Below are 12810 nucleotides of genomic sequence, written 5' to 3' on the forward strand. Positions count from 1 at the left end.
TGACCCTGTAACGCAGCTCACCTAGCGTGGGATATGAGATATCATGCGTCACGACGGGGTGGTTGCATGCACGAACCCGCCATGTCCACTGCGGCCCCGAAGCAGTCCACCGGCAAGCGGTCCCAGATCCGGTGGTTGATGGTCGTCCTGGTCGCCCTGGCCACCGCCATCGCCTACATCGACCGCGCGAACCTCAGCGTCGCAAGCGATTCCATGCAGCAGGAGCTCCAGTTCTCCGACGAGCTCAAGGGCGTCATGCTGTCGTCGTTCTTCTGGACCTACGCGATATTCCAGCTCCCGGGAGGCTGGCTCGTCGACCGCTTCGGGCCGCGAGCGCTCTACGCGATCGCCGTCGTGTGGTGGTCGATCGGCACCGCGGCCACCGCGCTCACCAGGGGTTTCGCCGGGGTGATCGGCTGCAGGCTGGTGCTGGGCGTCGGCGAGGCACCGGTGCAATCGGCCAACGCCCGCGTGGTGTCGGAGTGGTTCCCGCGCAAGGAGCGAGCGTTCGCGTCGTCCATCTTCGACACCGGCTCGGAGTTCGGCAGCGCGCTGTCGGTCCCGCTGGTGACGTTGCTGATCGCGCTGGTCGGCTGGCGCGGCTCGTTCGTGGTCACCGGAGCGCTGGGCCTCGTCTGGGTGGTGGCGTGGCTGCTGATCTACCGCTCGCCGCGCAAGCAGAAGTGGGCCAACCAGGCCGAGGTGGACTACATCGAGCAGGGCGGCGGCCGCACCGAGGAGAAGGAGCTCGGCGACGCGGGCAAGCAGCCGATGAAGTGGCGCGACCTGTTCCGCTACTCGACGACCTGGGCGCTGGTGGCCGGCTACACCTGCCGCGGCGTGATCATCTACTTCTTCATCACCTGGTACCCGGACTTCCTGGTCAACCAGCAGGGCTTCTCGTTGCTGGAACTGGGCCTGTTCGGCGCGATCCCGGGTCTGGCGGCGATGGTGGCGAACTGGCTGGGCGGGTTGTTCTCCGACTGGCTGGTGCGGCGCGGGACTCGGCTGGCGATGGCCCGCAAGATCCCGCTGGTGATCGGCATGGTCGGTGCGTCGACGATCGCGCTGGCCTCGATCGCGCCGAATCCGACGTGGGCGCTGGCGTTCCTCACCCTCTCCTACTGCAGCGCGGCGGTGTCCACGGGCGCGCTGCTGTCGCTCCCGGCGGACGTGGCCCCGACCCCGCGCAACGTGGCGTCGCTGACCGGCGTGCAGAACTTCGGTTCGCAGCTGGGCGGGATCATCGGGCCGATCGTGATCGGGTTCCTGCTGGGCACCGGGCAGTTCGCCTACGTGTGGCCGCTGGTGTTCGCCGGGGCGATGTGCGTGCTGGGCGCGTTCTTCTACGCCTTCGTGGTGCAGGTCAAGCCCTTGGACGAGCAGAGACCGATGTTCTGAGCCCGACCCGTGCTGCGCGGCGGTGCCTGCTCACGGCGCCGCCGCGCACAGCGCGGAAACGCCGTCAGGACTCGACCTTCTCGGCCGTTTCGAGGTTGGTCAGGGACTGCTGGACGTGCTTGCTCACGAGGCGTTCGGCTTCGTCGGCGTTGCCGTCGTTGACCGCGGCCAGGATCTCGGCGTGCTCGACGAACTCCTCGCGCCAGGTGGGCCAGCGGTCCCACAGCAGGTTCACCACGCCCAGCGCGGTGAGGTCCTGCAGGTCGTCGAGCTGGTCGACGACCAGGGCGTTGCCGCAGCCGGCGTACAGCGACCGGTGGAAGCGGCGGTTGGCCATGCTCAGCGCGTGGTTGTCGCCCGCGCTGAGCAGCCCGGCGGCCTCGTTGAGCGCGTCCTGCGCGCGGCGGACCACGTCGGGCGAACCGGCGCGGGTGGTCATCTTCGCCGCCCACGGTTCGAGCAGCCTGCGGACTTCGTAGACCTTGCGGACGTCTTCGAGCGAGAGCTTGCGGACGGTGATGCCCTTGTTCGGCACCACCGTGACCAGACCGGTGTGGGCCATGCCGATCAGGGCCTCGCGCACGGGCGTCTTCGACACGCCGAGCAGCTCCGACAGGCGCCGCTCGACCAACGTCTCGCCCGGGCGCAGCTCACCGGCCAGGATCGCGTTGCGGATGGAGTCCGCGACCAGGTCGGTGCGGCTGGCGGGCCCGCTGAGGGGACGCAGTCCCGAGGAATCACTGGCCAGCTGTGTCACGCCTCCGATGATATATCAAGCCGTTCCGGCACACCCGGGCGACCAGCGCATTCCGCACCTGGTCGACCACGTGATGTATGATATACCAACATTGCCGACGGATCGGACAGCTGCGAGGAACCCATGCGTACAGTCGCCCAGGCCGTGGCCCGCGTGCTCGCCGACGCGGGAGTCGAACACGGCTTCACCGTGCCCGGAGAATCATTCCTGGGCTTGCTCGACGCGTTCGCCGAAACACCGGAGCTGACGCTGGTTTCGACGCGGCACGAGAGCGGCGCGGCGTTCATGGCCGAGGCGTGCGGCAAGCTGCGGGGCGTCCCCGCCGTGGCGATGGCCAGTCGAGGTCCCGGCGCGACGAACCTGTCCATCGGCGTGCACACCGCCCGGCAGGACCAGACCCCGATGGTGGTGCTGCTCGGCCAGGTCCCGTCCACCAAGCTGGGCCGGGAGAGCTTCCAGGAGGTCGACCTCGCGGCGATGTTCGCACCGCTGGCCAACTGGTCGTCCCAACCCGCCTCCGCCGCCGAGGTCCCAGGCACGGTCGCCGAGGCTCTCGCGCGGGCGGCCGGCCCGCGTCCCGGGCCGGCCGTGGTGGCGGTGCCCAGCGACTTCTGGGACGAGGCCTTCCCCGGCCCGCTGCCGGTCCCGGGGCCGCCGCCCGCCGAGACTCCCGACGTCGCCGCTGCGGCCGAACGGCTCGGTGCCGCGCGCAATCCCGTGGTGATCACCGGGGCGCGCGATCCCGCGAGCCACCGCGAGCTCGTCGCGACCGCCGAGGAGCTCGGGCTCGCGGTGTACACGGGTTTCCGGCGGCAGGACTCCTTCCCCGAGGACCACCCGAACTTCGCCGGACACCTCGGCCTGTCGGTGCCGGACGCGCAGCTCAAGGCGCTGGAGAACGCCGACGTGGTGCTCACGGTGGGATTGCGGCTCGACGAGGTGACCAGCCAGGGCTTCCGGTTCCCGCTGCCCGATCAGGACCACCTGCGGCTGCCGCCATCGGCGCTCGCCGAGTTGCGCGCGCGGACTCCGGGTCGACGGCGTGATCTCTCGGCCGCCCACGCGGCGGTGCGCGAGTTCATGACCCCACCGGATCTCGACGCCACCTCCGCCCCGCACCCGACCGAAGTGGTGCGCGAGCTGCGGCGACTCGCCCCGCGCGACGCGGTGGTCACCAACGACGCCGGCAACTTCTCCGGTTTCGCGCACCGCTACTGGTGCTTCACCGAGCCGCGCACGCAGCTGGGCCCGTGCAACGGGGCGATGGGCTACGCGGTCCCCTCGGCGGTGGCGGCGAAGCTCGTCTCGCCGGAGCGCACCGTGCTCGCGATGGTCGGCGACGGCGGCGCGCTGATGACCGGCCAGGAGATCGAAACGGCCGTGCGGCACGAGGCACCCATCATCGTGGTGGTGTTCCAGAACGGCCTGTACGGCACGATCGCGCTCCACCAGGTCAAGAGCGACCGCCCGATGTCCGCGGTGGACATCGGCGCGGTGGACTTCGCGGGCTGGGCGCGGAGCCTCGGCGCCGCCGGGCACACCGTCGACACGCGCGACCAGCTGGAACCGGCGATCAGGAGCGCGCTGGCCGAGGACCGACCATGCGTGCTGGACGTGCGCACCGACCCCGACGTGCTCACCGCCGACGCGCGGCTGGCGGACTTCTTAGAGAGCTGACCGCACTCCCGCGCGTTCGGCGACACCGCGCAGCTGCTCGACGAGGGTGTCGGGCATCGGAATCCCCTCCCGACGCCGCACTTCCCGCGAGGCGGCCTGCGGATCTCCCGCCACCAGGACGGGTTCGTCCGCGTTCAGCGGGGGTGTCGCGTGGAGCCGGTCGATGGCGTCGTCCAGGTCGTCCTCGAACTCGCCGGGCGAGCGGAACCCGCTCGGGTCGAGCGCGAGGAAGAAGTGCCCGATGTTGTGGGGATCCTCGGGTTCCCGGCTCGCCGGGAAGGCGCCACCGCACAGCGTGGCGGCCAGGACGTGGGCCATCATGCTCAGCCCGTAGCCCTTGTGCGAACCCATCTCCGGTGTTCCGCCGAGCGGTGTGAGGCCGCCGATGTCGTCGTTGCGGAGGATGCCGAGCGCCCGGTGCGCGTCGGTCACCGGCTGGGCGTCCTCGTCGACCACCCAGCCTTCCGGGAGGGGTTCGTCGTGGAAGTCGTAGACCTTGACCTTGTTGACGGCGGCCGTGGTGGTGGCGATGTCGAGCAGGAAGTGGGGATTGCGCCGTGCGGGCGCGGCGAAGGCGATCGGGTTGGTGGCCAGCATCGGCACCACCGATCCCGTCGGCGGCGAGGCGGGCAGGTTCGCCGAGCTGGTGACCAGTCCGACCAGTCCCTGCCGCGCGGCCATCTCGGCGTAGTGCCCCGCCGCGCCGAAGTGGTGCGAGTTGACCACCGAGACCACGCCGACGGTGCCGGTCTTCGCCTTGTCGATGGCCCTCCGCATGGCGAACTCCCCGGCCGGGTGCCCGATGCCGCCGTGGGCGTCGACCAGCGCCGATGCGGCGTTCTCGCGCACGACGGTGGGCCTGGCGCGCAGGTCGATCCTGCCCTCGGCGCGGAACTGCTCGTAGGTCATGAGCATCGACACGCCGTGCGAGTCGATGCCGGCCAGGTCCGTCTCGGCCATCACCTCGGCGGTGGTCTCGGCCAGGTCGTGGTCCATGCCCCAGGCGGCGAGGACGTCGGTGATCAGCGTGCGCACTGCCGCGGCGGAAACCCGCACCTCGCTCATCCTCGCTCCTGCGTCGGCTCGCAACTCGTTCACCGCCAGGGGTTCTCGGCGGCCCACGCCTCGTACTCGGCGCGGGTGGCCTCGTCCGGCGGGTACGTGCCCCGCAGCGGACGCCCGGATTTCACTTTGGAGAGAACGAAGGCTTCGAGATGTTCTTGCGCCGCGGCGGCTTCGGCGACCTCCCCGGCCAGGTGCCGCGGGAGGCACACGACGCCGTCGGAGTCGCCGACGAGCACGTCGCCCGGGTAGACCGCGACCTCGCCGCAGCCGATGGGCACCTGCATGTCCACCGCGTGGTGCTGGATCAGGTTGGTGTTGGCCGACGGGTTCCTCGCGAAGGTCGGCATCTCCAGCGCCGCGAAGCCGTCCGAGTCGCGCACCGAGCCGTCGGTCACCACGCCCGCGCAGCCGCGGTGCAGCAGCCGGGTCGCCAGGATGTGGCCGAGCGAGGCGGCGCGCTGCTGCCCGCGCGAGTCGATGACCAGGACCTCACCGTGATCCACCGATTCGACGGCTTTGCGCTGCGGGTGGTCGTAGTCCTGGAACACCGGCAGGACGTCAACGTCCTCCCGCGCCGGGATGTAGCGCAGGGTGAACGCGACGCCGACCATGTTCACCTGCGCCGGGTTCAGCGCCCGCAGGCCCTGCATGAACTGGTTGCGCAAGCCGCGCGAGAGCAGCTGCGTGGTGATGGTCGCCGTGCTGGCGCGACGCAGCGCCCGCAGGGTGCCTTCCGGCAGCGGATCGGGAGTCTTGACCGAGGTGTCCACCATCTTCGACCCTTCGCATCGTCGGATCTCTGAGATATCATATACCGCAGCCGCAACACCTCGACCGCTCACGACACCGACCAGTCAAGTCACGCGAACGACGAAGTTCCAGACACCGGAAGGGGGCTCGCCGGCATGTCCCGTCCCAGGCTCACCGCCGAGCAGCTGCGCAGTCACCGCTGGTTCGGCGTGGACACCATGCGCTCGTTCGGGCACAAGTCCCGCGCCAAGCAGATGGGCTTCGACGCCGAGGACTACTCGGGCAAGCCGGTGATCGGCATCGTCAACACCTGGAGCGACATCAACCCGTGCCACACGCACTTCCGCGAGCGCGCCGAGGACGTCAAGCGCGGCGTCCACCAGGCGGGCGGGTTCCCGCTGGAGCTGCCGGCGATGTCGCTGTCGGAGCCGTTCCAGAAGCCGACCACGATGCTCTACCGGAACATGCTCGCGATGGAGACCGAGGAGCTGCTGCGCTCCTACCCCGTCGACGGCTGCGTGCTGATGGGCGGCTGCGACAAGACCACGCCGGGCCTGATCATGGGCGCGACCAGCGTTGACGTGCCCTCGATCTTCCTACCCGCCGGCCCGATGCTCAAGGGGCGCTGGAAGGGCGCGACCCTCGGCAGCGGCTCGGACACCTGGAAGTACTGGGCGCAGCGCCGCGCGGGCACCCTCGGCGAGCAGGAGTGGGGCGAGATCGAGGACGGCATCGCCCGTTCACCGGGGCACTGCATGACGATGGGCACCGCCTCGACCATGACCGCCGCCGCCGAGGCGCTGGGGCTGACGCTGACCGGCGGTTCCTCGGTCCCCGCCGCGTTCTCCCACCACCCGCAGCTGGCGGTGGCCACCGGACGCCGGATCGTCGACCTCGTCTGGGAGGACGTCACCCCGCGCCAGGTCCTGACCCGGGAGGCCTTCGAGAACGCCATCGCGGTGGTGATGGCGATGGGCGGCTCCACGAACGCGGTGATCCACCTGGTGGCGATGGCCGGTCGCGCCGAGGTCGACCTGCCGCTGGAGGTCTTCGACGACCTCTCCCGCGCGGTCCCGGCGCTGGCCAACATCCGCCCGTCCGGCGAATACCTGATGGAGGACTTCTACGACGCGGGCGGGCTGCGCGGGCTGATGGCCGAGCTCGGTGAGCTGCTGCACCGCGATGCGATCACCGTCAACGGCCGCACCCTCGGCGAGAACCTCGAAGGCGCCGAGATCCACGACACCGACGTGATCCGCCGCCGCGACGCCCCGCTGACCGAGCAGGGCGGGCTGGCGGTGCTGCGCGGTTCGCTGGCGCCCGACGGCTGCGTGATCAAGACCAGCGCGGCCAGCCCGGACCTGCTGCAGCACCGGGGCAGGGCGATCGTGTTCGACTCCTACGACGACATGGAGGCCCGCATCGACGCCGAAGACCTCGACGTCGACGAGAACTCGGTGCTGATCCTGCGCGGCGCGGGCCCGCTGGGCGGGCCGGGCATGCCGGAGTGGGGCATGCTGCCGATACCGAAGAAGCTGCTGCGACGAGGGGTTTCGGACATGGTCCGGGTCTCCGACGCACGGATGAGCGGCACCAGCTACGGCACCTGCGTGCTGCACGTGGCGCCGGAGTCGGTCGCCGGCGGGCCGCTGGCGCTGGTGCGCGACGGCGATGTCGTCGAGCTCGACGTGCCCGGCCGCCGGCTCGACCTGCACGTCGACGCCGAGGAGCTGGAGCGCAGACGTGCCGGGTGGACGCGGCCGGAGCCGGTCTTCTCGCGCGGCTACGGCAAGTTGTTCGCCCAGCACATCACCCAGGCCGACAAGGGCTGCGACTTCGACTTCCTCGAAGGCACCGGCGGCGCGCCCGAACCGGCGATCCACTGACGCGAGCGGAGGCGAGGATGTCCACCAGCGTCGACGCGCTGCGCGGGGTCACCGCGATCACCGTGACCCCGTTCGACGGCACGGGCGCACCCGACTGGTCCGGCTACGAGGCGATCGTGGCGCGGATGGGTGCGGCCGGGGTCCACGTGATCACGCCCAACGGCAACACCAGCGAGTTCTACGCGCTGTCCCGACAGGAGTGGCAGCGGGCCAACGAGGTCACCGCGGCCGCCGCCGGAGACTCGGTGGTGATGCCCGGCATCGGCTACGACATCGCCACGGCCCAGGACATGGCGGTGGCGGTGCAGCAGCTCGGCGCGCCGCTGGCGATGCTGCACCAGCCGGTGCACCCGCACCAGTCGGTGGCCGGGTGGGCGGCCTACAACCGGCTGATCGCGCAGTCCGCGCCAGGGCTCGGTTTCGTGCTCTACGTCAAGGATTCCCGCATCGGCGCCGACGCGCTGGGCTCGCTGTTCGACGCGTGCCCCAACGTGGTCGGCATCAAGTACGCGGTCGCCGATCCGCTGCGCTTCGGCGAGATCTGCGCGGCGCTCGGCGCCGACCGGGTGGCCTGGTCGTGCGGGCTCGCGGAGCGGTGGGCGCCGTCGTTCTGGCCGCTGGGCGCGGCCGGTTTCACCTCGGGCGGCGTCAACGTCGCACCGAGGCTCTCGCTGGACTACCTGTTGGCCCTGCGCAGCGGAGACCAGGCCGAGATCCGGCGGTTGTGGTCGCTGATCGCCCCGTTCGAGAAGATGCGGGCCGAGGACGCCACCGCCTGCAACGTGGCGGTGGTCAAGGAGGCCCTGGCTCAGCAGGGGCTGTGCGGCGCAGGGGTCCGGCCACCGGCCGGTGGCCTGTCCTCGCAGCAGCGCGAACAGGTCACCGGCATCCTGAAGTCCTGGTCGGAGGCCGGTTACTGACCGTCGATCCGGACGAACGCCTGGGCCGAGGAGGCCCAGCGGTAGTGCTCGGTGTGGCCCTGACCGGTGTCGTAGTCGGTGATCCACACGGCGATGTCGTGGTGGAACACCTGGAACTCCTCCGGCACCTGGGTCCACACCGGCGGGCTGACGACGGTGCCCAGCGTGCGCGGCGCGGTACCGCCCGGGTCCGTGGTCATGCCGATCAGCGCCCGGGAGTACTCGGCGTCCCGCGGCCCGCACTCGATCAGGATCAGGGCGTCCTCGACCCCTTCGCCGGTGACGTCGGCGTAGCCGATCGGCTCGTCCGGGGTGAAGCGGTAGACCCGGTCTCCGGCCTCACCGGCTCCGTCGGTGAACGAAACCGCCTGACTCGGGCAGGATCCCACCTGCGGGACCTCGAATTCGGCGTTGTGCCAGTCGACCTGCTGCACGTCGGCGGTGGCCGCACCGCCCGCGGCGATCAGCCCGGCGGTCACGAGCGCCCACGCGCTCGCCATGACCCGCTTGCGCATGACGTCCCCCTGTCTCGATCGCGTCGTAGTCCGCTGCCGAAGACACGGAGGCTCAACACGATCCAGTTGCCGCACATCCCCGCATTCACCGCATCGGATGAAGGGCCTCCACCCGCAGGCCCGGCGCGCCCTGGACCCTTCCGATTCCGCGCGAAATTCGGAGGCCGCGCACGAAGCGGGCCGCCTCCCGTGAGGGAAGCGGCCCGTTCCAGGGGTCCGGCGCTGAAGGGGTCAGCCGAGTTCGATGATGAGGTCTCCACCCTCGACCTGCTGCACCGCGCCGATGGCGAGGCGCTTGACCTGACCGCTCTGCGGGGCGGTGATGGCGGCCTCCATCTTCATCGCCTCGATCGTCGCGACCGTCTGGCCCGACTCGACGGCGTCACCTTCGGCGACCGCGAGGGTCACCACACCGGCGAACGGGGCGGGGACGTGACCCGGGTTGGAGCGATCGGCCTTCTCCGCGACCGGCAGGTCGCTGGCCACCGAGCGGTCGCGCACCTGGATGGGACGCAGCTGCCCGTTGAGCACCGCCATCACGGTGCGCATGCCGCGCTCGTCCGGTTCGCTGATCGCCTCCAGCCCGATGAGCAGCCGCACACCGGGCTCCAGGTCCACCGAGTACTCCTCCCCCGGCTTGAGGCCGTAGAAGAAGTCCTTGCTGCGCAGCAGCGAGGTGTCGCCGTAGGCGTCGCGGTGGTCCTGGAACTCCTTGGTGGGCTTGGCGAACATCAACCGGTTGAGCGTGTTGCGCCGGTCGTTGACCAGCCCGTCGCGATCGTCGGCGGACAGTTCGGCGATCTTGCGGGTGGTGGTGCGGCCTTCCAGCGCGCGCGTCCGGAACGGCTCCGGCCAGCCGGCCGGCGGGTCGCCCAGCTCGCCCTGCAGGAAGCCGATCACCGAGTCGGGGATGTCGAACTTGCGCGGCTCGGCCTCGAAGTCGGCCGGGTCGACGCCCGCACCCACCAGGTGCAGGGCGAGGTCACCGACGACCTTGGAGGACGGGGTGACCTTGACCAGCCGGCCGAGGATCCGGTCGGCCGCGGCGTACATGGCCTCGATCTCCTCGAACTTGTCGCCGAGACCGAGCGCGACCGCCTGGGTGCGCAGGTTGGACAGCTGACCGCCGGGGATCTCGTGGGAGTACACGCGGCCGGTCGGGGAGGCCAGACCCGCCTCGAAGGGCTGGTAGATCTTGCGGACCGACTCCCAGTAGGGCTCCAGGTCGCACACCGACTGCAGGTCCAGGCCGGTGGTGCGCTCGGTGTAGTCGGTCGCGGCGACCAGCGACGACAGCGCGGGCTGCGAGGTGGTTCCGGCCATCGACGCGGTCGCCGCGTCCACGGCGTCCACACCGGACTGGATGGCGGCCATGTAGGTGGCCAGCTGCCCGCCCGCGGTGTCGTGGGTGTGCAGGTGGACCGGGAGGCCGAACTCGTTGCGCAGCGCGGAGACCAGCTTCGCCGCGGCCGGCGCGCGCAGCAGGCCTGCCATGTCCTTGATCGCCAGCACGTGCGCGCCCGCCTCGACGATCTGCTCGGCGAGCCGGAGGTAGTAGTCCAGTGTGTACAGCTTCTCGTCCGGATTGGACAGATCGGCGGTGTAGCACAGCGCCACCTCGGCGACGGACTTGCCGGTGTTGCGCACGGCTTCGATGGCCGGGCGCATCTGCTCGACGTCGTTGAGCGCGTCGAAGATCCGGAAGATGTCGATGCCGGTGTCGGTGGCCTCCTGCACGAAGTGCTCGGTCACCTGCGTCGGGTACGGCGTGTAGCCGACGGTGTTGCGGCCGCGCAGCAGCATCTGCAGGCAGATGTTGGGGATGGCCTCGCGGAGCTTGGCCAGCCGCTCCCACGGGTCCTCGGCGAGGAACCGCAGCGCGACGTCGTAGGTGGCGCCGCCCCAGCACTCCACCGACAGCAGGTCCGTAGTCATCCGCGCCACGTGCGGCGCGACGGCCAGCAGGTCCTTGCTGCGCACCCGGGTGGCCAGCAGCGACTGGTGGGCGTCGCGGAAGGTGGTGTCGGTGACGCCGACGTTGTTGGCCTCGCGCATCCAGCGCGCGAAGCCCTCCGGGCCGAGCTCGGTGAGCTTCTGCTTCGACCCGGGCAGCGGGGTGGCCGTCAGGTCGATCTCGGGGAGCTTGAAGCTCGGGTCGGCCGCGCTCGGGCGCTCCCCGTTGGGCCGGTTGACGGTGACGTCGGCGAGGTAGTTGAGCAGCCGGGTGCCGCGGTCGGCGGAGTGCCGGGCGGTGAGCAGCTGCGGGCGCTCGTCGATGAACGAGGTGGTGACGCGGCCTTCGGCGAAGTCGTCGTCGTCGAGCACCGCCTGCAGGAACGGGATGTTCGTGGAGACACCGCGGATCCGGAACTCGGCGAGCGCGCGGCGGGCGCGGCCCACCGCGGTCTGGAAGTCGCGACCCCGGCACGAGAGCTTGACCAGCATCGAGTCGAAGTGCGCGCTGATGCTGGTGCCGGCGAAGGCGGTGCCGCCGTCGAGGCGGATGCCCGCGCCGCCCGGCGAGCGGTAGGCGCTGATCATGCCGGTGTCGGGGCGGAACCCGTTGGCCGGGTCCTCGGTGGTGATGCGGCACTGCAGGGCGGCACCGCGCAGCTGGATCGTGTCCTGGGTCATGCCCAGGTCCTCCAGCGACGCGCCACCGGCGATGCGCAGCTGCGACTGGACCAGGTCGGCGTCGGTGACCTCTTCGGTGACCGTGTGCTCGACCTGGATGCGCGGGTTCATCTCGATGAACACGTGGTTGCCGCGCTCGTCGACGAGGAACTCGACGGTTCCGGCGTTGACGTAGCCGATCTTGCGGGCGAAGGCGACCGCGTCGGCGCAGATCCGCTCCCGCAGCTGCGGGTCGAGGTTCGGGGCCGGGGCGATCTCGATGACCTTCTGGTGGCGTCGCTGCACCGAGCAGTCGCGCTCGAAGAGGTGCACGACGTTGCCGTGGCTGTCGGCGAGGATCTGGACCTCGATGTGCCGCGGGTTGACCACGGCCTGCTCCAGGAACACCGTCGGGTCGCCGAAGGCGGACTCGGCTTCGCGCATGGCGGCTTCGAGCGCCTCGCGCAGCCCGGAGGGGTCGTCGACGCGGCGCATGCCGCGACCGCCACCACCGGCGACGGCCTTGACGAAGACCGGGAAGGTCATCTGCTCGGAGGCGGCCAGCAGCTCGTCGATGTCCTGGGACGGGGACGAGGAGTCCAGCACCGGCACGCCGGCTTCGCGCGCGGCGGCCACGGCGGTGGCCTTGTTGCCGGTCATCTCCAGGATCTCCTGGCGCGGGCCCACGAACGTGATGCCCGCTTCGCGGCACGCACCCGCCAGCTCTGGGTTCTCGGAGAGGAAGCCGTAGCCCGGGTAGACCGCGTCGGCTCCCGCCTGGCGCGCGGCCTGGATGATCTCGTCGACGGACAGGTAGGCCCGGACCGGGTGGCCGGGTTCGCCGATCTCGTACGACTCATCGGCTTTCAGGCGGTGCAGCGAGTTGCGATCTTCGTGCGGGAAGACCGCGACGGTCCCCGCTCCCAGCTCGTAGGCGGCGCGAAAAGCGCGAATCGCGATCTCGCCGCGGTTGGCGACGAGCACCTTGCGGAACATGCCGGCTCCCTCGGATAACAGGCGTCGGTCGGTGTGAGTGACACTACCGCGAAAATTCCCCTTAACGGGAGAACCTGTCAGGTGACGAAGACCTCGACACCCCTCATGACCAGCCCAAACGCGTGACGCGCACAAGCTGTAGCGGGAAGAAAATCATGACTTCTTTCCGTCCGCAGAACTTTCGATCGTCTATTCGAAGCCTGGAGGTCACCTCGCGGCCATCCGGGCGA

Annotated in this window: 9 protein-coding genes; 4 read left to right on the forward strand and 5 right to left on the reverse strand. The window is 70.4% G+C overall.

What is annotated here, in order from left to right:
- Nucleotides 1–66: 66 nt before the first annotated feature.
- A complete protein-coding gene (locus E1202_RS26065) occupies nucleotides 67–1401 on the forward strand; it encodes an MFS transporter (protein ID WP_165943996.1) in 1335 nt (444 codons plus the stop codon).
- 64 nt (nucleotides 1402–1465) lie between these two features.
- Here E1202_RS26065 and E1202_RS26070 read toward each other — a convergent pair whose 3' ends face one another.
- Nucleotides 1466–2158 (reverse strand): GntR family transcriptional regulator, encoded by a 693-nt coding sequence (locus E1202_RS26070; RefSeq protein WP_235879023.1) that lies wholly within the window; start codon nucleotides 2156–2158, stop codon nucleotides 1466–1468.
- 123 nt (nucleotides 2159–2281) lie between these two features.
- Here E1202_RS26070 and E1202_RS26075 point away from each other — a divergent pair, with 123 nt between their 5' ends.
- Complete coding sequence (locus E1202_RS26075) at nucleotides 2282–3835, forward strand: thiamine pyrophosphate-dependent enzyme (RefSeq protein WP_132685788.1); 1554 nt, start codon at nucleotides 2282–2284, stop codon at nucleotides 3833–3835.
- On the opposite strand, the gene E1202_RS26080 is transcribed toward E1202_RS26075, so the two are convergent.
- Entirely contained in the window at nucleotides 3824–4900 is a 1077-nt protein-coding gene (locus E1202_RS26080) for an Ldh family oxidoreductase (RefSeq protein ID WP_132685790.1), read from the reverse strand. The genes E1202_RS26075 and E1202_RS26080 overlap by 12 nt on opposite strands.
- A gap of 29 nt (nucleotides 4901–4929) precedes the next feature.
- Nucleotides 4930–5673: a ribonuclease activity regulator RraA gene (locus E1202_RS26085; protein WP_132685792.1), complete on the reverse strand. Its 744-nt coding sequence runs from the start codon at nucleotides 5671–5673 to the stop codon at nucleotides 4930–4932.
- A gap of 132 nt (nucleotides 5674–5805) precedes the next feature.
- On the opposite strand from E1202_RS26085, the gene araD reads away from it, so the two are divergent.
- Nucleotides 5806–7536 carry an L-arabinonate dehydratase gene (gene araD / locus E1202_RS26090; RefSeq protein WP_132685793.1) on the forward strand — a complete coding sequence of 577 codons (1731 nt, stop codon included), beginning with the start codon at nucleotides 5806–5808 and terminating at the stop codon, nucleotides 7534–7536.
- A gap of 17 nt (nucleotides 7537–7553) precedes the next feature.
- On the forward strand, nucleotides 7554–8456 hold the full coding sequence (locus E1202_RS26095; RefSeq protein WP_132685795.1) for a dihydrodipicolinate synthase family protein: 903 nt from the start codon (nucleotides 7554–7556) through the stop codon (nucleotides 8454–8456).
- On the opposite strand, the gene E1202_RS26100 is transcribed toward E1202_RS26095, so the two are convergent.
- On the reverse strand, nucleotides 8450–8971 hold the full coding sequence (locus E1202_RS26100) for a hypothetical protein (protein WP_132685797.1): 522 nt from the start codon (nucleotides 8969–8971) through the stop codon (nucleotides 8450–8452). The genes E1202_RS26095 and E1202_RS26100 overlap by 7 nt on opposite strands.
- A gap of 231 nt (nucleotides 8972–9202) precedes the next feature.
- Nucleotides 9203–12580: a pyruvate carboxylase gene (locus E1202_RS26105; RefSeq protein ID WP_132685799.1), complete on the reverse strand. Its 3378-nt coding sequence runs from the start codon at nucleotides 12578–12580 to the stop codon at nucleotides 9203–9205.
- Nucleotides 12581–12810: the final 230 nt, after the last annotated feature.

The organism is Saccharopolyspora karakumensis, assembly GCF_004349225.1.
GTDB classification, from domain to species: Bacteria; Actinomycetota; Actinomycetes; order Mycobacteriales; family Pseudonocardiaceae; genus Saccharopolyspora; species Saccharopolyspora endophytica.